Origin of the sequence: Tenacibaculum sp. 1_MG-2023 (assembly GCF_030547425.1) — a bacterium.
Classification (GTDB): Bacteria; Bacteroidota; Bacteroidia; order Flavobacteriales; family Flavobacteriaceae; genus Polaribacter.
On sequence record NZ_JAUORH010000005.1, the window covers coordinates 150,672 to 174,495 of the forward strand.

At 31.9% G+C, this 23,824-nt stretch carries 24 protein-coding genes; 15 read left to right on the forward strand and 9 right to left on the reverse strand.

All coding sequences use genetic code 11. The features are described from left to right. Positions 1 to 2: 2 nt before the first annotated feature. From Q4517_RS05505 to Q4517_RS05530, 6 genes are all read right to left on the reverse strand, one after another. On the reverse strand, positions 3 to 3,686 hold the full coding sequence (locus tag Q4517_RS05505) for a hypothetical protein (protein WP_303507138.1): 3,684 nt from the start codon (positions 3,684 to 3,686) through the stop codon (positions 3 to 5). 109 nt (positions 3,687 to 3,795) lie between these two features. After that, positions 3,796 to 4,233 (reverse strand): hypothetical protein, encoded by a 438-nt coding sequence (locus tag Q4517_RS05510; RefSeq protein WP_303507140.1) that lies wholly within the window; start codon positions 4,231 to 4,233, stop codon positions 3,796 to 3,798. Then, positions 4,190 to 4,555, reverse strand: coding sequence for a hypothetical protein (locus Q4517_RS05515; RefSeq protein ID WP_303507142.1), 366 nt, complete (start codon positions 4,553 to 4,555; stop codon positions 4,190 to 4,192). Before Q4517_RS05515 ends, Q4517_RS05510 begins: the two co-directional genes overlap by 44 nt. Before the next feature lie 206 nt (positions 4,556 to 4,761). Continuing rightward, a complete protein-coding gene (locus Q4517_RS05520; protein WP_303507144.1) occupies positions 4,762 to 5,685 on the reverse strand; it encodes a type IX secretion system membrane protein PorP/SprF in 924 nt (307 codons plus the stop codon). Between the two features lie 4 nt (positions 5,686 to 5,689). Further along, the gene (locus Q4517_RS05525) at positions 5,690 to 6,919 is read right to left on the reverse strand and encodes a gliding motility-associated C-terminal domain-containing protein (protein WP_303507146.1); all 1,230 of its coding nucleotides are present in this window, start codon (positions 6,917 to 6,919) and stop codon (positions 5,690 to 5,692) included. A 13-nt stretch (positions 6,920 to 6,932) separates the two neighbouring features. After that, positions 6,933 to 8,267 carry a hypothetical protein gene (locus Q4517_RS05530; protein WP_303507148.1) on the reverse strand — a complete coding sequence of 445 codons (1,335 nt, stop codon included), beginning with the start codon at positions 8,265 to 8,267 and terminating at the stop codon, positions 6,933 to 6,935. A gap of 925 nt (positions 8,268 to 9,192) precedes the next feature. Between Q4517_RS05530 and Q4517_RS05535 the strand changes: the two genes are divergently transcribed. The 11 genes from Q4517_RS05535 to Q4517_RS05585 all read left to right on the forward strand — a co-directional run bounded on the left by Q4517_RS05535 (position 9,193) and on the right by Q4517_RS05585 (position 20,176). Then, the gene (locus tag Q4517_RS05535; RefSeq protein WP_303507149.1) at positions 9,193 to 10,545 is read left to right on the forward strand and encodes a hypothetical protein; all 1,353 of its coding nucleotides are present in this window, start codon (positions 9,193 to 9,195) and stop codon (positions 10,543 to 10,545) included. Between the two features lie 194 nt (positions 10,546 to 10,739). Beyond that, positions 10,740 to 13,430, forward strand: coding sequence for a toxin-antitoxin system YwqK family antitoxin (locus tag Q4517_RS05540; RefSeq protein WP_303507151.1), 2,691 nt, complete (start codon positions 10,740 to 10,742; stop codon positions 13,428 to 13,430). A 10-nt stretch (positions 13,431 to 13,440) separates the two neighbouring features. Continuing rightward, complete coding sequence (locus Q4517_RS05545; RefSeq protein WP_303507153.1) at positions 13,441 to 14,265, forward strand: hypothetical protein; 825 nt, start codon at positions 13,441 to 13,443, stop codon at positions 14,263 to 14,265. Positions 14,266 to 14,788: 523 nt separating this feature from the next. After that, the gene (locus Q4517_RS05550; protein WP_303507155.1) at positions 14,789 to 15,523 is read left to right on the forward strand and encodes a hypothetical protein; all 735 of its coding nucleotides are present in this window, start codon (positions 14,789 to 14,791) and stop codon (positions 15,521 to 15,523) included. 45 nt (positions 15,524 to 15,568) lie between these two features. Beyond that, positions 15,569 to 16,444, forward strand: a complete 876-nt coding sequence (locus Q4517_RS05555) for a hypothetical protein (RefSeq protein WP_303507157.1) — start codon at positions 15,569 to 15,571, stop codon at positions 16,442 to 16,444. A gap of 227 nt (positions 16,445 to 16,671) precedes the next feature. After that, complete coding sequence (locus Q4517_RS05560; RefSeq protein ID WP_303507159.1) at positions 16,672 to 17,454, forward strand: hypothetical protein; 783 nt, start codon at positions 16,672 to 16,674, stop codon at positions 17,452 to 17,454. 227 nt (positions 17,455 to 17,681) lie between these two features. Next, positions 17,682 to 18,383 carry a hypothetical protein gene (locus tag Q4517_RS05565; RefSeq protein WP_303507161.1) on the forward strand — a complete coding sequence of 234 codons (702 nt, stop codon included), beginning with the start codon at positions 17,682 to 17,684 and terminating at the stop codon, positions 18,381 to 18,383. A gap of 37 nt (positions 18,384 to 18,420) precedes the next feature. Then, entirely contained in the window at positions 18,421 to 18,807 is a 387-nt protein-coding gene (locus tag Q4517_RS05570; protein WP_303507163.1) for a hypothetical protein, read from the forward strand. 73 nt (positions 18,808 to 18,880) lie between these two features. Next, positions 18,881 to 19,288 carry a hypothetical protein gene (locus Q4517_RS05575; protein ID WP_303507165.1) on the forward strand — a complete coding sequence of 136 codons (408 nt, stop codon included), beginning with the start codon at positions 18,881 to 18,883 and terminating at the stop codon, positions 19,286 to 19,288. Further along, positions 19,275 to 19,697 (forward strand): hypothetical protein, encoded by a 423-nt coding sequence (locus tag Q4517_RS05580; RefSeq protein WP_303507167.1) that lies wholly within the window; start codon positions 19,275 to 19,277, stop codon positions 19,695 to 19,697. Before Q4517_RS05575 ends, Q4517_RS05580 begins: the two co-directional genes overlap by 14 nt. 5 nt (positions 19,698 to 19,702) lie before the next feature. Then, entirely contained in the window at positions 19,703 to 20,176 is a 474-nt protein-coding gene (locus tag Q4517_RS05585; RefSeq protein WP_303507169.1) for an SMI1/KNR4 family protein, read from the forward strand. A 119-nt stretch (positions 20,177 to 20,295) separates the two neighbouring features. Here Q4517_RS05585 and Q4517_RS15450 read toward each other — a convergent pair whose 3' ends face one another. Genes Q4517_RS15450 through Q4517_RS05595 form a run of 3 tightly spaced genes read right to left on the reverse strand, consistent with a single transcriptional unit; the run spans position 20,296 to position 21,604 of the window. Then, entirely contained in the window at positions 20,296 to 20,592 is a 297-nt protein-coding gene (locus tag Q4517_RS15450; RefSeq protein ID WP_368506462.1) for an MBL fold metallo-hydrolase, read from the reverse strand. Next, positions 20,511 to 20,969 carry an MBL fold metallo-hydrolase gene (locus Q4517_RS05590; RefSeq protein ID WP_320244240.1) on the reverse strand — a complete coding sequence of 153 codons (459 nt, stop codon included), beginning with the start codon at positions 20,967 to 20,969 and terminating at the stop codon, positions 20,511 to 20,513. The genes Q4517_RS15450 and Q4517_RS05590 overlap by 82 nt, the downstream gene beginning before the upstream one ends. A 59-nt stretch (positions 20,970 to 21,028) precedes the next feature. Continuing rightward, the gene (locus tag Q4517_RS05595; RefSeq protein ID WP_303507171.1) at positions 21,029 to 21,604 is read right to left on the reverse strand and encodes a Crp/Fnr family transcriptional regulator; all 576 of its coding nucleotides are present in this window, start codon (positions 21,602 to 21,604) and stop codon (positions 21,029 to 21,031) included. Positions 21,605 to 21,771: 167 nt separating this feature from the next. Here Q4517_RS05595 and Q4517_RS05600 point away from each other — a divergent pair, with 167 nt between their 5' ends. Genes Q4517_RS05600 through Q4517_RS05615 form a run of 4 tightly spaced genes read left to right on the forward strand, consistent with a single transcriptional unit; the run spans position 21,772 to position 23,742 of the window. Continuing rightward, positions 21,772 to 22,320, forward strand: a complete 549-nt coding sequence (locus Q4517_RS05600; protein WP_303507172.1) for a hypothetical protein — start codon at positions 21,772 to 21,774, stop codon at positions 22,318 to 22,320. Further along, a complete protein-coding gene (locus Q4517_RS05605) occupies positions 22,310 to 22,594 on the forward strand; it encodes a hypothetical protein (protein ID WP_303507174.1) in 285 nt (94 codons plus the stop codon). Before Q4517_RS05600 ends, Q4517_RS05605 begins: the two co-directional genes overlap by 11 nt. Further along, the gene (locus tag Q4517_RS05610; protein ID WP_303507176.1) at positions 22,595 to 22,990 is read left to right on the forward strand and encodes a hypothetical protein; all 396 of its coding nucleotides are present in this window, start codon (positions 22,595 to 22,597) and stop codon (positions 22,988 to 22,990) included. 44 nt (positions 22,991 to 23,034) lie between these two features. Beyond that, a complete protein-coding gene (locus Q4517_RS05615; protein WP_303507179.1) occupies positions 23,035 to 23,742 on the forward strand; it encodes a hypothetical protein in 708 nt (235 codons plus the stop codon). Positions 23,743 to 23,824: the final 82 nt, after the last annotated feature.

The following is a 23,824-nucleotide window of genomic DNA, read 5'->3' on the forward strand; positions in this document are numbered from 1 at the left end:
GCTTAAGGTTTTGTTTTGTTATATGCTGCATACCATCCTAAACTTTTGGCAGTAGCTCCTGGGTTTGGGTTACCAAAAAGTAAAAAATTGGTACTTCCTCCTGGTGGTAGTTTGAGAATTCCTAAAAACTTCAATGCTATTTTACTCAATGTCATTAAATATGATTGTTGAGCTTCTACATATTCTAATTTTAAAGTATCAATAGATAATTTTAAAACTCCTTGTAGACTAAGAAGTTTAGCATTACTGCTGGTTCCTGGGAGTTTTATTCCTACAAATGCGTTATAGGAAGTATCGGTAGCTTTATTCCCTGGGCTCCATGCAATCAGTAAACTAGCATTAAAATCTAATGACGCCGCTAATTCACCGGGAGTTCCCATATTTAAGGTCATTTCTAGTCCATACCAATTTTCTGAAAGCCCAGTAGTATTGATTCCTGGCAAACTTAAATTAAGATATCCTAAACTAGAAGGTTTGGTATCCTTATCTCCACTAACAAGGTTATTGATTTGTAGTGCAAAGTTAGGGTATAAACTTAGCTGCCTAGTCGTACTAAGATCTGAGTTAAATACTATTTTTGAAGCATCAAAAACGTAGTCTACCACTGTTGGTGTACTGATATCAAAAGCCATATCAATATATAAGTTGCTATAACTTAAACCGTCTATGATGTCTGTATCTTTACCATCACCATTACCAAAAGAAAAAGCATCCATAACAATTGTTTTTTCTTCAGTTTCATTTGTTACAGGTATGGTTGTTTGCATTACTGCATAGTTTAAATACCCCCACATGGCAAAACTAGACTCTATATAAGTTGCTTTTGGATCGGTTGTTAATGTATTAAACTGAATTTTGGTAATTTCTACATTTTTAAGAAGGTTGCTATCAAAATAAAATAAGTTATCATCCGTATTTTCAAACACATATACTGGTGTACCATCATGATCTTGATAAGTTCCATCAAGCACTACCGTATTTAGAGTTTTAGAACCGTATTTATTATTGGTACCTATAACGGTATCAGAAAATAAATTGTTCATCGTTAATTGCACCTTACTTTGGAAAAATTTTATCGCTGTATTTTCAAAAAGAACCTGTAATTGAAGCACTTTAAAATCGTAAGTAGCTCCCGCTAAAGGAGGAACAGGTTTGTTTATATTTAATCCTTGTAATACTTGTTGCTGATAAGCTGTGTCTAGATAATTAATGAGTCCAAAAAGAGAACTCTTTTTTTGCATTTGAATTTCACCATCAGCATTTACTTTATTGACTTCTATTCCAAAATGATGCGCATTAAATCTAGTCAAGTCAATACCAGAGATCAATCCTTTTAATTGTTGAGGAAACTCTTGTAAATCAATATCGGCTTTGAGTACCAATATTCCGTTCCAATCTTTATTGTTTATAATATTATGGAACTTTTCATACAGAATTGCCTGATTACTTTCTGGGTGTTCTAAACCATATTGATAAGCTTTTTCAGCATCTTCTATATAACTCTGTATCCATGATGAAATAGCTATTAACTGTTGATAAGCATTGGCTGGATCTTCAACTCCTTCTGTATTGAAAGTATTGGGTTGAGTCCAAGTTTTTGGATCTTTAACTCTATCTAATAAAGTTCCTTTGCAAAATTTAAAAATAACTACATTATTATAATCAGCATAAGTATTTGTTGTTCCTACATTAATATCAAACGGCCAATCTTCAATTGACATTTTGTTATTAAATATAGCCTCTGCTGTAGTTTGCCCTCCTTGTTCTCCACTTTTAGAAAATAGTGCACCTAAATGATTGTTTTGAGTCGCTACTAAAAACTGCTGATTGGTTAAAAAAGCACTCTGTAATGTAGTGGATAGATTTACAAAGCTCATCTGGTACTGGGCTGGGTCAGTTGGTGTCTGGTTTTCAGGATACAAATATTCAGGTGTAGCCCCCTGGTTAATATCATTTTGCCCTAAGTTGAGTAAACTCCAAGCTCCATTATTATTTACATTTGCTATTAATCCTTGCGGTGTTGTAGAACTTGTATAACTGCTATCTGCATTACTCAAAAGTCTTTTTCTTTTGTTTGCACTTTTTGATGCCCTTTGTGTAGTTAATTGTGCTGCAATAAGTGTTTTTCGTTCTTTACTAAGTACTTCAGATTCAAAACTAGTTAAATTATCGTTTCCTGGTTTTTGAGAATCTGCTTCTACTGCCAAGTATGGAACAATAGGAACATAAAAATTTTGTTGAGGCATATCTACACTAGGTTCATAAAATCCTAGTAAATTAGATTTACCCGTAATAACTTGGCTTACTCCATGATCTTTAGCAAATAAAGAAGCGCCTTCAGGCTGAGAAACATATTGTATATTCTCAGCTACATCAGATATAATATTACACCATCCTGTTAAATATTTATTTTCTAAAGTTGAATTATTGGTTCCTGGGTTTACCAGTGAAAGTTCTTGTGCAGGAAAATTTGGAGCGTAAGCTGGTTGTTTGCTTTTAAATCGTAATACATCTCCAACAGGAGTTCCATCTTTAATCGAATAAGGTGTAAAAGAGATAGTTTCTGTTCCTGACAACCCTGGTAGAAAATCAAATTGTCCATTTTCATCTACTTGATCTGATTCTGGGTCTAGAAAAAAATCTCCCTCAGGCTGTAAGTAAAATCGCTCTGTTTCATTAATATCTCTGGGAGAAATAAGTAATAAGGAACTATTAGGTAATGGAGTTAAATTGTTAGACGGATTCGTATTTTCAATTAAATTGGCTTTTGGCCATAAAGTAATAGAATGCCCTGTATTTATTGAAAAAAAACTAGGTAAATAGCAAGGTGTCGATTTTCCTGAAGTACTATTAAAAATGCTTCCTGTAAACGCAAAATAGGTATTTAACCCTTTTTTATTTCCTATATCTAAAGGATCAATAGCCGCTTGAGTCATTGCATACTCTGCATCAGATTGAGGTTTAAAAATAGGATAACTATATTTTTCAATACTCTTGTCTGTTGGTTCTGTATGGTAATAACAAGTTTCTGAATAAAAGGCCTTAAAATCACTTTCTAAATTAAATCCTAGTGAAAAACTAAATGCACCACAATTATATTGAGTAAATGCTATAGCTATGTCTTTATTAAGCAACGTATCACTTCCAAATTCTTTACTATTAAAAGATATATTGGGACTGTTTAAATCGTAACTTAATTTTATTTGTGTAGCTGCACCTTCTGGAATGAAAGATACTTCTGTATTATTTCTAATCGATAATGTTGCAAAACCATTTCCCATGGTGTAATTAAAAGTTTGGCTAACCTTAATTACATTCTGAGAATTCACATAATAATTAATTGCAACAACATTTTCATTAGTTGGTTTTGAATTTACATCTAACAACCAAGCAGTAGTAATATTATTTGAAAAGTTTTCTCTATACTTTTGTAAGTACTCCTTAACTTCATCTATGTAACTGATAATATTATTATTATCAGGAGCATTTTCCGCAAAAAGAAAATAAACCGAAAGTGTTTTCGCTTTTGATAAAGTAAGTGTAGATTCTTTATAAGTTGAATCTTCTGGTAGCACTACAGCCGACCACTCATTTAACTCTGGAGTTATGTTAATATACAATAACGGATCTCCAGAATCCACATTACTAAATAAAGTACCCTCAGTATCTTGTAGAGTTGAACCCATAGCATTAGAATAATATGTGTGTAAAATAACTTGGTAGTGCAATAAAGTATGAGTATCAAAACTAAGGAATGGAAAACACCCCCAAAAAAGCATCGTGATACACTATAAACTAATCATCCTTAGGACATAAAATAGATACAATTACTATTACATCGTAAGGTGATAAATTGGATACAATCAGTTGACTCCCTTTAAAATCAGCGACAGCTATAAGCTGTTCTCTAATCTTTAAAATATGGATACCATTAAACGAAGTACTATCATTAAATTTTACATTATTAGTATCTCCTGTGTTAACAACAGTTGCTTGCTGAGCCTTACTTATATTATTAATATAACAAATACATTGAGACCCATTATTGGTATCTAATACAGCATATTCATTTTTTAAAAGCACAATTGTATCCAGTTTGGATTTTGTAATGCTTTGAGAAAATGCTGTGTTACTCGTAAATACAAAAAAAACAAGGATTATATATAAAATATACAATCCTTGTTTTTTATTAACCTTGTGTAGTTTGCGCCTGAATTTCTGCAGTTGCATCATTCTGAGCGTTCGTATTGTTAGTAATAGTAACAATCTTTCCTCCAAAATTACCTTGTGCCTTAATAACATAAGAAGGCGTATTAGGTGGAATCTCATAAAAGTTATTCAGTGTTGACTTACTTTCACCATTTACTTGAACAATAATCCCATTATCAGGAGCTCCTGTAATCCCTAATGATAAGGTGTTAGCTCTGCTTGGATTAGAAACAGTTAAAGTAGAAGTAGAACCATTTGCTGTATTCCAGGTTGCGAATTGACCTGAATCTATAGCTGCTGAACCTTGTTGGTTAATTACTGGGTTTTGTGTTGCAGTAGTTGCCATAATTTAAAAGTTTAATTAGTTAGTGGTAACGAAGTTAAACTCTTATTTCTCTTTTTCATTTAAAAAAACTATGAGCGTAATAATACAAAGTATTAATGACTATAATTTTGATACAAGTGTTTTTCCCCCACTCAAAAAAAAACATAAACAATTGATATAAATAAAGTTAAAACCAAATATTTATGAAATAATTTTCATATTACTTTCTAAAAAAATCTTGGTTTTTTATAAGTATCTTCTCTTAATTTAAGATCGAATAATAGTAAAAACTCGTGCGACCCTGAACTAAATTCTCCTAAGTTAGATATAGTATGATCATACGCATAACCTATTTGTAGATTTTTCTTTATTTTAAAACTAACTATTCCACTCCATGAATCATCTAACCTATGAGATACTCCGAATTCCACTTTATTATTCCACAATAAATTTAATGATAAGTCTAATGATAAAGGTGCTGAGTCTACATACTTAACTAATGTTGATGGTTTTAACTGAAAATTATTCTTTAAATCTATCACATATCCTGCTGTTAAAAAACTGTGCATCTTTTCGGATGCTTTGGTTATTTTTCCATTAGATCTTTCAAAATGCAATGTTTCTAGTAAGTTAGGTATAGAAATTCCCAAATAAAATTTTTCTTGGTAATAAAATACTCCCATTCCAAAATTAGGATGTGTTTTATTACTGTTCTGATTAAACTTAGTATCGTTCGATTCTACTTGGTTTAATGTTAACAGTCCTATTTGTTGAAAAGTTGCTCCTGCTTTTAATCCAAAAGCTAGTTTAGCTTTTTCTGATGTATTAATTGTAAAGGAAAAATCTGCATAAGCATGTGTTTCACTTACAGGCCCTATCTTATCATGAATTAAAGATAAGCCCAAGCCTACTTTTCTACTTACAGAACTATGTATAAATCCGCTAAATGTTTTTGGAGCTCCACTAACACCTACCCATTGTGATCGTGCTAGTAATCCTAAACTTATTCCTTCTTTACTACCTGCATAGGCAGGATTAATAACTGCCATATTATAAACATATTGAGTGTATTGAGGATCTTGCTGTGCAAAATTTTCACTACTCATACATACCAAAAAAACTAGTAATAATTTATGTACCGTCTTTCTCATATAGCTACTTATTTAAATATAACCAACCTTGATATGGTTTTGTTTTTTCGTCATTAAAATCTACTACATACCAATAAGTTGCAGCTGGCATTACTTCTGTATCTCCAGTTAATGTTAGTTTACCTTGTGACTTTCCATTCCACCAAACTGGATTTAACTCATTATTATTACTGTAGCTATATACTACACTTCCATACCTATTATATATTTTCATTTTAAATTTAGGATACTTCTCTGCCAAATCTGGTATTACAAATTCATCATTAACACCATCATTATTAGGAGAAAAAGAATTAGAGGTAGAAAAGTCTATAACTGAATCAATAGTCCCTCTTTTTTTATCATTTGCTAATGTAAAAACACCATAACCTGAAACTTTAGCGGTTATACTTTTGTTAGAAGCATCTATCTTTATATTTTCTCTTTCTTTAATCCACTTTTCTCCATTCCACCGTACTATCATTAGTTTACTTGGGTCTGAGTAAACATCTTCAGGAGTTGTTACAATATTCCATGTTAAAGTTAAGTTTACCAACTCATCATTAGATTTGTTTTGAATATCCCAAAACTCATTCATATCTATTAAACCAATATCTTCTTCTTTTTTATCGAAATCAATATTTGCCTTTTCCCAATTAAATGCCACAAAAAAAATTGTACTTAAACTTAAAGGAGCAGAAATAGTTACCGTTCTTGGCACAAAAGTTTTTGATTGATAATCTCCTATAGGAAAAGTAAAACTTTCGTTTCCTATTTTTTGTGCTTTATTATTTACATAGCTCTTATTACTTACTCCTATGTTCGTTGCTCCATTTAAATAAGTAACTATACCTTTTTCACTTACTTCTATAATTCCATTTTCAAAAAATGTAGTTCCATTTATTTCTATTTCTTTATCTAAATTAAAAGCCAAATCAGTTGATGTGTTATCGAATTCTACAAACATAAAGCTAGAAGTTCCTTTACCTGAAATAGTTTGATTATCATTACCGACAAAACTTGTGTAACCTGTTACTTTATTATTAGAAAATTTGAATTTCCCTTTATTAGTAAAGTTTTTAAATAAATACAAATCTCCATCGTTTGTAATTGCCCCATAATCTTTTATAAGTACATCTTCATAAACACTTACCAATGTATTCTCTGAAACATAAAAGGATCCAATACTTGCCACTTGAGATTTAACAGCTATAACAAAGCACATAATTATTGATGATATTATTATTTTTTTCATAATTATCTGCTTATTATAAAGAAGTACTATCAATTTTATACCAATAGTAGTTTGTTCCATCAAAACCACATTGTATTGTTATAGAAGAATTAATTCCTAACAAGGATGTACCTAATGAACTCAATCCAGATCCTTTTATAGAGCCTCCGCCTATTATATTTAAATTTAAGGAGACTGAAAGTCCAATTAAAAGCCCATTACCCGCTCTATTAACAATCACTAATTTATTTCCTAGGTTACTACTGTTTGGTGTTGGTAATGTTATATCTTTTCCTAGTCCAAGATTTATTAGGCCTGTTTGTTCAATTATTACTGTACCATCTGAATTATTAATAGTTGTGCTACTTGTTGGATTCTTTACAATTCTTATACTATTTAATCTTGCTAAATAAGAATTAATAGTTGCAATATTTGTTTGGTTAATTGTAGCTAAAACATTGTTTCCGGCAACATCTCCTGCTAAAGAAGAAGCTCCCATATCAACAGTTCCTCCATTAACTAAGCTAATGGTATTCCCACTTAAACTCAAATCTTGCGTATCTGAATCAACAACTCCCCATGTATTTCCATCACTAGTTTTATATAATATTCCCGAAACGGTATCTGTATAAACCTGACCTGCAATACCTGTAACTGTTCCATTAGGGTTTCCCACCCCTGATAAAGCAGCATCTTGCCCATCAGCTCCTGCTACTCCGGTGTCTCCTTTTAAAGAAGTAATAAAGTCCGTTTCGGTCCCTGTATTTCCGGCATCTAACCAGACTTGATAGGCCGATTTCCCATCGGTTCCTGATGACACTACTGACTCCCATAAGGTTCCGTCTGAGCTATAAACCTCCCCAGAGTTAGTATCTACATATAAAGCGCCTGTAACTGGATCTATAGAGTTACTAATGGGCGATCCTTCTCCTGTTAGTAATTCATTATCGCCTAAAAGAGACGATAAATCAACTGACTGTGAACCTCCATTTTCTAACTCTATAGTTAGAGTATTAGAGCTGTTTAAAAAAAAACTTGTTATTTGTTGATTATCCGCTTGTGTAGCAATAAGATTTGAAGCTGTGGTTATATCTACTATTTTTTCCCACAGCATTCCATTCCAGTAATAAAAACCTTTTCCTGAATTTTTATTCGTATTATAAACTAATAAGCTTTCATTAACAGTAACACTACTTACAGGTGAAGCTGTGCTTAAATTATCAATATTTAATCTGGGTATTAATAAACCTTTTGTATTTGACTTAATCTCTAATTGGGCAGATAGATTAGGTGTTAAGGTTCCTATACCTACTTGTGCTGTAGTTGTTACACTTAAAATTAAGAGTACGAGGGTAGCTACTTTTTTCATTATTTTCTTTGTTTGGGTGGGACTTCTTTGCAATCATGTATTACATTTAATTCAGTTTTATTAATAAATTAATTCTAATGTTTTTTTCGAGTAAATATGGGGGTTATATCAGCACTGTCTTCATAGCTAAAAGGCAATAGACTTGAAGAGACACCTAAACAAACTGATTTACAACACACTAACCTCTTACAATTTACTAAAAAAAAATGATTTTTACGAGTGCTAGTTTTAATTCACCTTAATTATCAGGTAAAGTCCCCTACCCTAGGAACAACTCTTTTTATGAGTGAAAATAATTCGAACTGTATAGTTATTTAAAATAGCTTGATAACTAAATAAAATAATTTTAAATAACAAAAAAGCCTCACTATTTCTAGTGAAGCTTTAAGTGAGCTTCCCGATACAATTTCCAAATCATTTTTTAGAAGATTTAGAAAAACCAGCAGAGAAAAGCGAACCATAAACACCTAAACAACAATACATTCAATAAAAAAAATCTAATACTTAACAAAAATAAAATTAAGTCTAAAATTTTTGGTTCGAACTTTTTCCTACTTCTATTACTAATGGAGAAAAAATAAATAGATCATCGTAATCCCAGTCACACGAATAATAGACAGGTAGTCCTCTGGTGTCCCCATAATCCAATTTTTTCACATTTTTTCCTCCTGCATACCACAATTCCATATTATTAGATCTGAATATAGTAGGACGTTTTAAATTTTGTACGGCAGAAAGCCTAGCGATCCCTAATAATGCAATAACGGAATAGGTTTCTCCAGTGTTTGGAGTTTTAAAAAAAACTATTCTCCATTTTTTTTATTTGTTACAAACAAAAGTAAGACCTTACCATTTCCCTATAAACAGGGATATACAGATTAATTAATTGTTTCATTTTTGTTGTTCAAATTAAATGATTGGTTTAATGGACACAAAAAAAAAACACTTAAATTCGTTACATAGTATTTGTAAACTTCTTTTTAAATCACAGTTTACCCCAGATGTAATGAGTGACTTAGAAGCCATTTTTTATAACAGAAAAAAATGTACTCTTGAATTAGAGTACCCAGACTGGGAACATACAACTACTGAAAAAATCACTTTTTTTATTACAGAAAAGCTTGAAGCATTAGAGCTGATTTATGTAAATGACTATGCGTTTGATTATTTTGATGCGCTAGATATTTACACCTTTTTTCATCAAGAAGAAATACCCTATCCTGATGACGAATATGACCAAGAACCTGATGAAAGTGATGTTTATAATTACCTAAATTCATTGTTTAAAAAACACCACCAAAAAGTATTGATTATAGATACAAATGCTGACGATTTTATATTTTTACCCATAGCTTTTAGTGATATAACCAAACTGAACAGCTTATGCTTACAACAACCTTATTTTAAGGTGTCTGATGTTATAGAAGACACCTCTATCCCTGTAAAAGACGCCTTTGAACTACTCCCACTACTCTACCATGAAAAACAGGATAAAGTGCCTAGAATTTTTACAGACCGGTCTATTAGCTATAACAACTTTTTTAGAATTTTAAACAGTTACCTCTTAAAAAACCGTACTAGTTACTGGTTTTATAATAATTTAGAAGAACAGGTAGAAATTTTGAAGGACGATAAAGACGAATTTAGAAGTCCATTAAAACGACTTTTTAGCAAACCTAAAAAAACCTACTTAATAGAAATCAAAAACAAGGATGAAGAAAGTTCACTTTTATGGGACGGAAACAAGACGAATGAACTTTTTATACAATATACCCTAGCCACTGATAGCCAATATAAACAACAAGAAACACAGCAACATTTTATCAATAATAGCAATTACAATAGTTTGCTCTTAAAACCAGATAATCCGTTACAGCTCATATGGGAACGCACCTTAAGAGGACTAGAAAATTTAGAGTTTTATTACCCACAAATAGATTCTAAAAAACTTCGTAAAATTATAAGCGACGATAGGTTTGCTACTTGCTCATATGAAGAAGCACATAGATTCCCTAACCAACCTTTTGAGTTTTATGTACGTCATCTTAATCAAGAAAATGTAAAAGAAGACATACTGCCAATGTTAGGCATAAAAGTAGGTCTTGATATGTTTTATTACAAATCATATTCAGCAGATTATCTGGTGTTCTTTTCAAAAGAAAACGATGAGATGGAACTTATTTTAAGCAATCAGTCCGAACGCTATTTTTGGGCTGTAAAACTGTTTAACGAACTTTACAACAACCTCTATGCGAATAACATCGCAATATTAAATTAACTGTTTATTTTGAATCTACATATATGAAAGCCCATAATGGGCATTTAAAAAAGAATAACCAATATAAACAACTCAAAATAAATGGTTTAATAATTTTTTATATTAATGAAATGAGCCATAACAAATCTTGATACCAACCGATATGTTCAATGGCGAATTCCATCTGACCATAAAAAACAAATAAATATTAACAGATGAAATTACCTATAACAACCCTACTAATAACGCTTTTTACTGTCACCGTTTTTGCACAACAAGATACTATATGGTTTAATGGTAGTTGGGATAAAACCACAAAAGACAAAGCCCACTTTTACAGATTACACGCAAAAAAAGAAAAACGCAACCTATACCGCATAAATGACTACTATATAAACGGTAAACTACAAATGACGGGACTTTCAAAATTTAAAGATTCTGTGCATTTAGAAGGTACTGCTACTTGGTACCGATCTGATGGTAAAATAATGCAAATGCAAACCTATAAAAACAACAAGCTAAACGGTGTAAGTACCTATTATAGATATGATGATTGTGACGATAGCAATACTAATGAAACAATAGCTGGAGTTGAATATGTTAAAGAAACTGGTGCTGATGATTACTGCATTTATAGCGTCCGTGAGATTACTTATAAAGATAACCATCACATAAAAGAAATACTATACGATACCAATAAAAAAGGTGCACGCAAAGAATATTACTATAAAAAAGGACACATCTATAAAAAAATGTATTACGATACTAACGGTAAGCTATTAGGCACCTATCATTTACCAATAAATGGCAAAGCACATGGCATAAGGGTTATCTATTATAATAAACCCATGCGTCCTAAAGAAATAATAGCCGTTAAAGATGATTACCCTATGTACGCTCACGCCTATTATCCTAGCGGAAAAACCCGCAGCAGTTTTGACACCATTCAAAAAGTTAAAACCTATTATGATGAAAAAGGCAAAGTCATGGGCAAACTGCAATATGAAGGTGAGCTGGACAAATTACTTTATTATCACGGAAAACGCTATACATTCTATCCTGACGGAAAAACAATTGAAAAAATTGAAACGTACGATAGTGAATATCTTATAAAAGACGAAGAGTATAATGGTGGCGTATTAATACGTGAAAATTTTTATGACGATTTCGAGATTACAAGAACAATTAGCTATACGGACGATGGCAAGAAAATAGGGGAATTCACAAAAAATAACAACGAATTAAATGGTACCATTCGTAATAAATACAATCAAATCATCACCTATAAAAATAACATTCCTATAAAGGCAACCATACCTTACATAAACTCTAGAAAGTTATTCTCTACCTTAAAAGATTCTGTAATTACCTACCACGACACGCTTGGTACCCCCATAACTACCTTAAAAGTACACTTAAGAAGAGGTGAGTTTATTCCAGACAGACTAGAAACTGGCCAATACGTACCAATACCTATTGAAGGAACCTTGGTGACTCCAGACCTTAATCAACGTATTGCAGGTAAAACAACCTTTAAAAACTATAAAAAAACACAAAAAACAACTTTTGATTATATAAAAGATAAGCGTTTTAAGCAGCATATACGCTATAACGAAAACGAAGAACCCCTAAAACACACGTTTTATTTTAGCAATGGCAACAAACAATATGAACTGTTTTTTAATCCTGCTACTGGAAAAAAAGAAAAAGGCATCTTTTTTAATAAAAATGGCGATAAAATTTCAGAATTCAACTACCAAACCAAAACAGGTACGTTCTATGAATTTTATGAAAATTCTGATGCTATTAAAGAAGTTAGCACGCAAAAAAACGGACAATTCATCGCTGGAAGACGGTATCAGCGTGTGTATGACAGCAACCTCAAAGCGTACAAAAGTGTACTTCGAGAAGATGTTACTGCCAATGGCGAATCAATATTTTACTCCAAAAAAGGCACTGTTATAGCTAAAGCCCCATTTAAAAATGGAAAACCATGGTCTGGTGTGGTGTACGATTATAAAAACAACAGAAAAACCCAAGTAAAAGATGGAAAAAAACACGGTGAATATGTAGATTATACAGGTGATGAAAAAACCATCCGCGAACAAGGCTATTATGAAAATGGAGAAAAACACGGAAAATTTATTACATGGAGAAGTGTTAGAACTTCTTATAAGTCAAAAAAAGTCAAGCAAAAAGAAGAAAACTACAAACATGGCAAACGTGATGGATACACCATTAAATACAACAAACAAGGCAAAGAAATTTCTAAGGTGTTATACAAAAATGGTAAACGTGAAGGCTATTCAACAAGCTACAATGTGAAAACCAATAAAACCTATCGTCTACTCTATAAAAACGACAAGCCTTTTGAAGGTGTTACTGTTAATAGGTTTAACGATGAAAAGGTATATAAAAACGGGAGTATTGTTAAAGAAACAAACCATACAGATGTAGAAACACATAACAACACCTACCAAACTATTAAAACCATTACCATCCATAAAGATAAAGCAACAAAACAGGTTACTGTTTATGATTTAAAAAACAATAAATTGCTTTCATATACCGAAATTTACGATCAACTTCAAGGGGAAGTTATTCAGTATCGCAACAATAAGCCCAAATACAAAGCTGTATTTAAAGACGGAGAATTACAAGAAGGCACCATTTGGATAAAAAGCTATAGCAGATTTCCATCGGAGAAATATTTTCAATTAAACAAACAAAACCATTCCATTTCTCTTAAAACATTCAACGAGAATCTACAACTGTTGTTTAATGCAGAGATTAATCCAAGTCTTTATAAAGATTATAAAGAGCGGGTATTACCGTTTAGAGGTTATTATTTAGAAGTTAGAGGAAGTAACCTTTTAAACATAGGCATTTACAAAAACATTAAGTAACTCCAATACCATGAAGCTACCTGAGAATATTGATAAGATTACTTTAATTGAGGATAAAGAGATAGGTCCTTTCCCTCCAAATGGTTTTCAAAAATTTGAAGAAGCCAGCTTTGGCAATGGTGATTATTTTGGCTTGTATTGGGAATTTGGAAAAGAACATCAAGAACCAATTATTTGTGAAATACTACATGATGAAGGTATCATAATGCCAAGGTTTTCTGGCTTGAATAAATTTTTAGAATGGTATCAGTTAAACGATTATGACTGGGGAGAAGACGAAATAGATGATGACGCCTTTGTTCTAAATCTCATAAAAAAAGGCGGTAATCAATTAAAACAAAGTCAAACCAAACAAGCATTGGCATATTACAAACAAAGCACTGATGTTTTTGGTGAATACAGTGAGAACTGGTATAAATTAGCCTTATTACATGAAAAAGATGGTAATCAACTAGAGTTTCAAAAAAGTATCATAAATGCTATTTTTTCTAACTGGGCAATACAGCATCCATCAGAAAATGCCTTATATACGCTTAAAAACATACATCCTGTTGGTGCGCTAAAACAGCATCCGTTAATTAAAAACAGAAATATTTTTGACCTTCATTTTGGGGGCGTGAAAGAAAATAAAATTTATACGATAATTAGCGAAATCCTCTCGGAACTCAACGTCATAGAAGACATTGACAAAGCCTTAATTATGGAACAAAATTACGCCCTGATGATGAATAGAGAAACAACATCTTTTCAAGAAAGGTATCATTTTAATTTAGAGCAATGGCAAAGCGATTTTAAGCAAAAAACAAACCACCGGTTAAAACTAAAACAAAAGTAGCGATAAAGCTTTAAGCAATCACAGAAACAAGGGCTTCAAAAAATTAAGAAAAAGTGATTACAGCAACCGACAAAGCATATCAAAACACAAAACGCATCAAACTAGGAATAAGCAAGATAGTTTATAATTTAAAACAGCTCGCCTATTGGATCTCTAAAACCTATTGTGTAGATATGCTGAATATTCAAGAATCTCTTATGAGCCATAACAACAAAAACGAATTTAGAGATTTTCACAAAAAAGCCATTGAAATTTATATACGTAATAAAAACACATTGCCCAATAATATATAACCGCAATTATGGCAAATTCAATCATGTTCGAATCCACTCAAATTGAAGTTTCTAAAGTCAATACTTAACTCAAAGCACTATCTTTAATCCTGTAACTGACGATTATATGAGATTAACTTATGCCTACATACACCTATATTTCTAAAAGCTTTATATAATATCCCTGTTTTCAGGGAATCATATCTAACCTGATACTTTTATTTTTGGTTGATAATACAAACCAGTTAAAAATGAAAAGACTTACTCTTTTTTTAATCTCACTTACGTTGCTTGCATGCAGTGACGACAACTCAATAAAAAAACTGAACACACATTTAGAAGGTGATCTTGAAATCCGATCTTTAAAAGATTTAAGCACTCCAAAAACCAAAGCATTAAAGACTATAAATGGTAATTTAATTATAAAAAACACCTATGAAATTACAGATTTAAGAGCGCTAGAAAACCTAGAAGAAGTAAATGGCATTATCATAAACAACAACCACAATTTAAAGTCTTTAGAGGGTTTAGAAAATATTCAGAAGGTAGATTTTATATCAATTAAGGATAATATTGAACTAACCTCTATTTCAGGTCTTGACAATGTATCACTGGTTTTAACAAACGTTAATATTATCAATAATGACAGCTTAACTTCATTTACAGGTCTCAATGGATTAACAATAATTAAAGGGCAATTATTTATAAACGACAATAAGAATTTAATTGATTTATCTGGATTGGAAAACTTAACAGAAACTTCTAAATTATTGGTGTTAAATAATATTAACTTAAAAAATCTTAACGGCATAAATAGCCTTGAAAACGCCTCTGTAATTGATGTGGTTTCTAACAATTCGCTTACTAATTTCTGTGCTTTAACAAGCTTTGCGCAAGAAAATCAAAATTCAACATCATTTAGGACAAAATTTAATGGTTACAACCCAACATTTGAAAATTTAAAAAATGGCAACTGTTCAGAATAAGGACGCTATTTAACAACATATAATTTTAAAACAAACCGATTCACAATGAAAAGTTTTATAAATCAATTATTACCCCTTTTACTGCTTTTTACAACAGTAATAACTTGTAAAGATGTTAATAACAAAAGTAACGAAGCAAAAAACACCATTTCTGTATCACAATTAAACACTATAAAAGGTAATTATACTCTTACAATAGAGAGGAAAGAAGGTACAGGTGAAACATATATATCTTCATACAATCCCTCTATTATCAATCATGAATTAAATTTAGAAATCGCTAAAAACAAGACCAACAGATATACTGTAAAGCTAAATGAGTTTTCCATACAAGTACCTTCTCCCATTTGTACATTTGTTTATGACAGCCGCATAGATACCACAGGGAATACCAAAGGCTCTTTTGGAAAAGTGTATTTTAAAAAAGAGAAACAAGAAAAGTTAAACAAGTGGTTAGCACATTACAAAAAACTCAAAGACACACAATTTCTATTTGAAAGAACAGCCGATGGTACCTTTAAATTTTTATCGGGAGAAATTCCTTGGAAGGATTACAAAAACAAAGTAAACTTACGACATGGAGACCCTATTCTGGAGTTAAAAACTTACATCAATCCTAAATATTTAACTATGGTTTTAAACCAAACCTTTAACTATGCAGAAGGACGTTTAACACCTAACACACTTATAAAAAAGGATGGTGCTACCATTCAATTAAACACCAATAGTTCATGGGAAGAACACGAATTATTTCAACAAAGAAAAGAAAGTAACTATACTATTACTGCAAGAGCTTATTTAACGAAAACAGATGCTCAATGGATTAGAAGCAATATTTTAGAAACCAAGCTTACCCCACACCGCGCAAATGGCATAAACAATATTGCCATGACCACTACAATAGTTCAAAAAAAGGAGTAAGCCATCTCAGTGCAAGCACACGAGCCATGTATAGAAATTTGATTTTGATTTTAGGGCAAGCCTCGGAGCCTTCAAATCTCGATTATCGAGTAAAATACAATAACAGAATAGACATTTTTGATAGCTTTTTTAGCTTACAATAATAAATGAGCCAAATTACCATAACCTTGTGAGAAGATTGTAAAAGCTTATTCCTCGGCTTAATCATTAAATAAAACCAAGACCCTTTGGAAGATATCATAAAAGTATTAGGCAAGTCAATACGAGATAAAGACGCTGTACTTTTTTTACAAACGTATCAAATAAAATACCCCAAAAAAGATACCGCAAGATATGATAGCGAAACAAGAAAATCTGGTCTTCATTTAACAAATGAAATTCTGGGTATAGAAGTCGTATTGAATATTGAAATAAACAATTCAGATTACCCACCTATTCCAGCCGAAAGGAAGGGCAGTTATGTATTTAGAATAAGTGGTGTATTTTGTTCAAAACAAAACAGTCAGTTTAAGTTTCCTATACATTTCAACGATTCTTACAAACAATTAGAAACACAGTTAGGGCAACCAACGGGAAAAAGTAGTGATATAAGCAACCTTTGGTTAAACAATGACGGTTCAGAAAGTTTTTATTCATGGCACAAAGTTATAGACAGCCCGAAAGGTGTTCAGCAATACATTGAGTACAATACAAATAGCAAACAGGTAGAAACTGTTCAAACAACTATTGTTGAAAACGAAATTCTGTTCATTTTGTTTGATCCTTTAGCTAAGGAAAGTATCAACAATTTTATAACATCACCAGAGAGATTAGCAACGCTTGGTTTTGTGTATTGGCCCATAGAAAATCAGCTTTTTAGAGCTAGTTTACAACAAAAGGCACTAGCGCAAAAAGCGTTGAACGACGTAAATACATTAGTAGCATTCATCACACAGAGCTTTTTAAACGGGTATATATATGTCGCACATTTTTGCACAGAGCAAAATTTTATAAAAGAATACATAATTTAAGTGACTATGATATTGTTTACCAACGTGATATTGCCCATGTCTATTTAAACGAAAAAAAACTTTTTAATAACTACCAGATAGATAAGGCTCAAGAAGCATTAAAAAATATTCCGATTAACTTAAAAACTATAGAAGCAATAACAAAAATGATAAACAAGCGATTTATAGAGTTTAAAACACATCAATTTGCTAATAGTAGTCTAACGGCGTACTAAAATAGAAACCACATGATTACAATAAGCCTTGTAAAATTAGCAGAAAAACTTCCAAACTTCCCAACACTTTCGTTAGTTGAAGAGTACAAATACAACACAAGCCCAAAAGGAAGAAAAGAAATGGAAGACATGTTTCGTGAAATAAAAAACTTGCTTCCTAACAAAAATGCACAAGATTTTACCTCTAACAATGTTGCTTTTGAAACCCCAGAACCCACGGCAATTTACTACAACCATGATGTTGTTTTTGACACGTTGGACCTCGACGAAATTTCAGAAAACGCATTGGTTATTAATGGTAATTTAAACGTAAACTCTCTGCTCATTAATGCTGAAATAGACATTAATACCACATTAGTCGTGTTAGGAAGTATACGCGCTAAAAATTGTATTTGTTCGGGTAGTGAAATTTATGTAACCAATGACATTCACGTAACTGAAAACTTTATCGCATACTACAATCACGGTAGCATCAGCACAAAAAATCTATACACCAATTTACTGCTTACTGATGATTATAGGGGATTTCAAATCCCTAATTATAAAGCACACAAAAATTGCCATTGGCAGGATAAAAATACACTCCTCTATACAAAGGTGCTACAACCTGAACTAATAGAACATATGATTGATCATGAGGGCAACGTACAACACTGGTTAAACTTTGAAAAAATATGCAATTATTTAGAGGCTGATAAAGATATTTTAAGATAATAGTGATTAGACCCCTTGAAACTAACAACTGTGACAAATGACTAGCAACAAAGCAATCGCCATAGCCGTATTTATAGTAACACTCTCTAGTTGCATCTCTAGATTAGAGCAACATGCGCTCTATGAAACGATAGCCAACATGCAAAAACCCCCTATTGTAAATTGTACTGTTGGAACAACAAAAACCGACAGCAACGGCTATTTTTATCTTCCAGAAAAGCGTTACAACCAATTTTTGCTTTCAGAACTATTCACTATGGAAGCCCCTCCTGTTGCATATAACATTCCTATAAAAAAAGAAGGTTATAAAACCACCTATATTTCATTTATCAATACTCGAGGTGGCGGCGCTAGAAAAGGTGCAATTCGCAATCTAGATACCATCTGTTTAAAGAAAATAAAAAACTACAGAACTAATGAATAAAGCATCTCTAGAAAACTGGCTTTCATCCTTAAACCTTAAATACAGTAATGAATATTGGGGCATGACACTCACCATGAGCACGGTAAACATAGAACATTGGCTTTACAGCCGTAACCAATTAAAACCTGAAGATTTAAAACTTACATTAAGCATGTACATTACAGGGTCTTGGGTAGCACAACTAGAACGAAAAGACCAACTTTTTTTAGTGCAATGGCGCGAGAGTGGATTAACGGTAGAATCACAACAGCTTAAATATCGCAGACTAATACCGTGGCCAAAACTAACATCTTATACAAAATTTCCGCTTATGATACCTGCTTTAGAAACAGCTCTTGATGTGAAATTTATACGCCATATTGATATAAGCACAGTAGGAATAAACCCAAAACAGTATTTAAAAAAGAAATCTAAAATGCAGCAATGGTTAAAGCCCTGTGCAAATACTTTTGGTGAACATATGAGTTATGAGTACGACTAACGCACAAAATGAAATAAAGGAATTATTGCACGCACTTCCTGAAAAACACAGAAGCGCATTGATTCCAGCGACACAAAAAGAGTTAGAAGCTTTCAAATATCGTGCAATTGCTTTAGGAGTTAATAAAACGATTATTGACGAATTACTGGATCTATGTACTGTAGCTAATAATTTTAGATATGAAGTCGTTTTAGAATTTCATTCCTGTACTGATGAAAGTATTTTTGAGTGGTGGGAAGACGGTAAACTTTGGCTTGGGCAAAACGATTGTAACACCTTACGATGGGTACATGGCAAATTCTGTTTAGGTGATGCTTCAAATATAAGTTATACAAAAAACCATGAATATCCTAGTTTACTAGCGCTTATAAAAGGATGCATAAATGAAATTAACGAATTGAATTATTAAAAACCATGAAAAAACATCCTGTAACCTATCGTAGTCCCAATTACAAACCAAGCAAAGCCGAAGTTCTTGCATTTGAACAAAACTACAAAATACATTTACCAACCGATTATTTCAAGTTTTTACTCAACCATAATGGCGGCTCTCCTGAACCATGCTTGTTTACTAAAAACCCAGATTTAGGTATTATTGTAATCAATTGGTTGAATGGTTTATTGAAAGGCAAAAATGGACTAGTTTGGAATATTGAAATATTCGACGGTCGCATACCCAAAAGATTCCTTGCTATTGGAGATGACCCTGGTGGAAACCAAATTTGCTTGGATGTTTCATTAAATAATACGAATGGGGCTGTTTACTTTTGGAAACACGAAGAAGAATACCTATTTACCAATGAAGAAGCGGTTTTAGAAAACATGTATTTTCTTGCCAATTCATTCGAAAGTCTTATCACAAGCTTGGTAACCGATGAAGAACTATAAAATAAATTTTGATTTATGAGTAAGTTACTTTCAATAGAAAATTCCATTAAAAAAGGAAATGCACAAGTATATCAAAATGTTATTTTTCAAGCCACAATGTAAAAAAACTTATCATCAAATCAGATGGTAAGTTTATCTACAAAGGTTTCAAACTTTTTGTTTTTGTTAACCAAAACAGAACCATGTCCAAAACAGATAATTTGAGGGTGCAACGCTTTTAATTTTTTTAACGAATTGATGTTCACGTCTTGATTTGTTGTAAACATACTTGGCCGTAAATGCAACCCTGTAAAGGTGGTTAATAAATTCATATTAGTTGCCACATCACCAATAATTAACACACCATCTTTTTCTCTAAAAAATGAGAGATGACCATCAGCATGTCCTGGGGTTTCAAGTACTCTAAAACTTTCAATGTAATCATTTTCTTTAAGTGTTTTGAGACCTCTTGCCCCTTACCTGCCCAATGTTTTTGCTGAAATTTTGCAATCATACCTTGACTTGCTGGATAATCTTTTGTTGCTAAGCCAGATTCTGCTCTAGCTACTTCTTTTTCATGGCAATATAAGGGTACCTTAAATTGACTACAAATTTCGTTACTACAACCCTGATGATCGGCATGAGCATGTGTTAGTGCATGTAAATGTATTGGGACATCAGTAACATTTTTGGCTATTTTTTTATAAGAACTTCTTATTCCAGAATCAATTAATACGCCTTCAATAATATAACAATTTATACCATTTCTAGGCATTAACGGAATGTGGTACACATCTTTTGCTACGGTTTTCATTATGTTATGTTTTTAAGCAAAAGTATGGCAAGTAAGCTATCAGAATAAGTACATTTGTCCTAATTGGTTTCTTGAAAAATGTCTTTTTTGACTCTGGTAAGTGTACGTTGAGTCATGCCTAAATATGATGCTAAGTCATCTAATTTAGTTCGCGAAATAAGTTTTGGATTGGCTTCAAGTAACTGTATGTATTTTGCCTTTGCTGTTTTGTTATTAAAATGCATGAGATAGTGTTCCTTTTCTAAATATTCTTGCTCTAGTTGCCCGTTCATTAAAGCTTTCCAAGAAGGAATACGCTCTAATAATTGTTTGAAATTTTTATAAGAAATAAGTTGTAAGTCACAATTCTCTATAGCTTGAATGTTTTTGTGCGACAGGGTTCTAGTCATAAAGCTCTCATAAGAGGTCATAAATTGATTTTCAAACTTAAAACACGTAATGCTTTCATCGCCTAAAGAAAATGTTTTAACAGCTCCTTTATTTATAAAAGCAATATAATTACACACCTCTCCTGCTCTTACAAAAAAATCATTCTTTTTAAGTTGTTTTGTTTTAAAAAAAGACAAGGAGTCCTTTATTTCTTTAGGTGTTAACAAATCACCTTCTGTAAGGTAATTTTCCAACGAATTTCTCATTATTTTCTTGTTGCTTCAGGGTTGTAAATTAATTCTATTCGAGGAAATATAAGTAATTGGTATTTATACATTGAACTTACAAAAAATAAAATCACTGTTTTTAGGGATATACAGGCTTTATTTCATACCTAATTTTGAACTCAAAAGCTATATGAAATATTATAAAAATGGATTTATACACCCGCATTAAAAAAGGAATTCCTAAAACTATAACCATACCACAAGAACTAAAGCTATTATGTGATTGGGTTGATGAAAACGACTACCCGATTAGCGGTCTTTTTGAACTACAAGCTGATGATGGATACAGTATAAAAAGTTGGTTTGATAATGCCGCTATTTCAGACCGTTTTGGTGTTTTTGGGCTCGGACCAGATGGTTCTATTTATGCCTTTTGGCTAGATGATGATGGCAATCAAAAAATTGTGCATTTAGGCTCTGAAGGTGATGCATTGTGCATATTAGCAACCTCATTTATTGATTTTTTACGTTTGCTAGCCATTGGCTACGATGAAATAGGAAACGCTGACATGACAAAAACTGCCTATCAATGGAATGATGCAGATGACGACGAATCTGTGAACCTAGATTTTCAAGATTGGGTGCAAACCTCGTTTAAGGTTAGCATACCAAAAACAGGCAACGAAATTACAAGCACAAACGACTCACATTTTAAAAACTGGGTTCACAAAAAACAGGATATTTATGACAACTAAAAAAACACCAATTAGCATGTATATTGCTTTTGCCATTCACTGCATCATTGTACTTTCATTTGCTATGGATGGCGACCTCGTACGTAAACAAGTGGCTCTTTTATGTACTATTCCGTTAGCTATAAATCTTGTAGGCTTATTGCTTACTATGATTACCAATAAAACTCTACTTGGAGCAAAACTATTTAAATACACTTGCTTTATATTTATTCCTATTGGAGTTATCGGAATTTTAGGTGCCAACAAACTTATTGAATCTGTAAACAAACCATAAATGAAAACGTACAAACTGAATCAAAACACAAACAAAATAATACCAGGGCTTATTATATTTATTTTATGTTCTATGTATATATCTTTTAAACAAACAGGACACATGAGTCTTTCGCTAATAGCCCCGATTATTGTTTTAATATTACGGTACTTTTGGCAAAAAAGCCATAAAGCGCTTATTATAAATACAACCCATTTAGAGTTTAACACTGCGCCATTACAGAGCAAGCGCCTTATAAAATATAACGAACTACAGGACGCTCATTTTGACCCAAAAAAGAAAAAAATTGTGTTTATAACAAAAGTTTCTAAAAAAATTAAACTTTCACTGAAAGAATTTCATAAAAACGATAGACAGACTATCGTGAACGAAATTTTCAAAAAAATACCGAAATAAAAAACAATTTTATAATTCATTTAACTAACATACATTACACATCTATGAATACTAAAACCATCATACTACTTTTTACAATTATACTCGCTTTTATGTCTTGCAACACAAAAAAGCCTTTAGATTGGGATAATGACGTAGTAAATCTTACCAATAAAAACTTAAAAGGTTGGCTACAAAAGGCACCCTTTAATAACGAGTGGGTTATTGATAATAATGATAATAGCTACGTATTTACGAATCTTGAACAAGTATTTCCATTTATGGGAAAGTTTAATGATTTTAAAAAAGACACCAGCAAAGAACACGCCAATGTATATGAAGAAGAAACTGTCGTTTTTAAAGACACGCTTTGGGGAGAATCGTTTATGTATGGAATGCTGTTATACCAGCCAACCGAATTATTTTTAAAAGATTATTATAGCGAACGAGGCAATATTATATTTTCTGGTGTTAATGCCTCTAATGAAGTTTATACAGCTAATTTGTCTGAAACATTTTTATATGAAAAGAACACCAAGTATAAAGCTGCTGTTTATTGGGTAAGTTGTGGTTATAAAACCTATCTTTTTGGATTTTACCAACAAGGGAAATTGGTATTTGAATTTGGGTTTCCTTGTAAAAAAGACAATCAACTAGAAGGTCTTGAAAAATTAAAACAAATTAATACCGCTTTAGGGTTAGACATCAAACAATGGGAAAATGCTACTATTAACGACCTACAAATTAATAGGCATCCAAAGAGTTTTAAATAAACTTTTTGACTTATTAATTTAAAATCTGTATTTTTTTGCTTTAAAATACTGATAAATGGAACAATTTGAAGGTAAAAACATA

Excerpts from the sequence above, each read along its gene's own strand:
- Q4517_RS05505 (WP_303507138.1), bottom strand. The coding sequence starts at position 3,686 with ATGGGTTCAACTCTACAAGATACTGAGGGTACTTTATTTAGTAATGTG.
- Q4517_RS05510 (WP_303507140.1), bottom strand. The coding sequence starts at position 4,233 with ATGATGCAACTGCAGAAATTCAGGCGCAAACTACACAAGGTTAATAAA.
- Q4517_RS05515 (WP_303507142.1), bottom strand. The coding sequence starts at position 4,555 with ATGGCAACTACTGCAACACAAAACCCAGTAATTAACCAACAAGGTTCA.
- Q4517_RS05520 (WP_303507144.1), bottom strand. The coding sequence starts at position 5,685 with ATGAGAAAGACGGTACATAAATTATTACTAGTTTTTTTGGTATGTATG.
- Q4517_RS05525 (WP_303507146.1), bottom strand. The coding sequence starts at position 6,919 with ATGAAAAAAATAATAATATCATCAATAATTATGTGCTTTGTTATAGCT.
- Q4517_RS05530 (WP_303507148.1), bottom strand. The coding sequence starts at position 8,267 with ATGAAAAAAGTAGCTACCCTCGTACTCTTAATTTTAAGTGTAACAACT.
- Q4517_RS05535 (WP_303507149.1), top strand. The coding sequence starts at position 9,193 with ATGGACACAAAAAAAAAACACTTAAATTCGTTACATAGTATTTGTAAA.
- Q4517_RS05540 (WP_303507151.1), top strand. The coding sequence starts at position 10,740 with ATGAAATTACCTATAACAACCCTACTAATAACGCTTTTTACTGTCACC.
- Q4517_RS05545 (WP_303507153.1), top strand. The coding sequence starts at position 13,441 with ATGAAGCTACCTGAGAATATTGATAAGATTACTTTAATTGAGGATAAA.
- Q4517_RS05550 (WP_303507155.1), top strand. The coding sequence starts at position 14,789 with ATGAAAAGACTTACTCTTTTTTTAATCTCACTTACGTTGCTTGCATGC.
- Q4517_RS05555 (WP_303507157.1), top strand. The coding sequence starts at position 15,569 with ATGAAAAGTTTTATAAATCAATTATTACCCCTTTTACTGCTTTTTACA.
- Q4517_RS05565 (WP_303507161.1), top strand. The coding sequence starts at position 17,682 with ATGATTACAATAAGCCTTGTAAAATTAGCAGAAAAACTTCCAAACTTC.
- Q4517_RS05570 (WP_303507163.1), top strand. The coding sequence starts at position 18,421 with ATGACTAGCAACAAAGCAATCGCCATAGCCGTATTTATAGTAACACTC.
- Q4517_RS05575 (WP_303507165.1), top strand. The coding sequence starts at position 18,881 with ATGAGCACGGTAAACATAGAACATTGGCTTTACAGCCGTAACCAATTA.
- Q4517_RS05580 (WP_303507167.1), top strand. The coding sequence starts at position 19,275 with ATGAGTACGACTAACGCACAAAATGAAATAAAGGAATTATTGCACGCA.
- Q4517_RS05585 (WP_303507169.1), top strand. The coding sequence starts at position 19,703 with ATGAAAAAACATCCTGTAACCTATCGTAGTCCCAATTACAAACCAAGC.
- Q4517_RS05590 (WP_320244240.1), bottom strand. The coding sequence starts at position 20,969 with ATGAAAACCGTAGCAAAAGATGTGTACCACATTCCGTTAATGCCTAGA.
- Q4517_RS05595 (WP_303507171.1), bottom strand. The coding sequence starts at position 21,604 with ATGAGAAATTCGTTGGAAAATTACCTTACAGAAGGTGATTTGTTAACA.
- Q4517_RS05600 (WP_303507172.1), top strand. The coding sequence starts at position 21,772 with ATGGATTTATACACCCGCATTAAAAAAGGAATTCCTAAAACTATAACC.
- Q4517_RS05605 (WP_303507174.1), top strand. The coding sequence starts at position 22,310 with ATGACAACTAAAAAAACACCAATTAGCATGTATATTGCTTTTGCCATT.
- Q4517_RS05610 (WP_303507176.1), top strand. The coding sequence starts at position 22,595 with ATGAAAACGTACAAACTGAATCAAAACACAAACAAAATAATACCAGGG.
- Q4517_RS05615 (WP_303507179.1), top strand. The coding sequence starts at position 23,035 with ATGAATACTAAAACCATCATACTACTTTTTACAATTATACTCGCTTTT.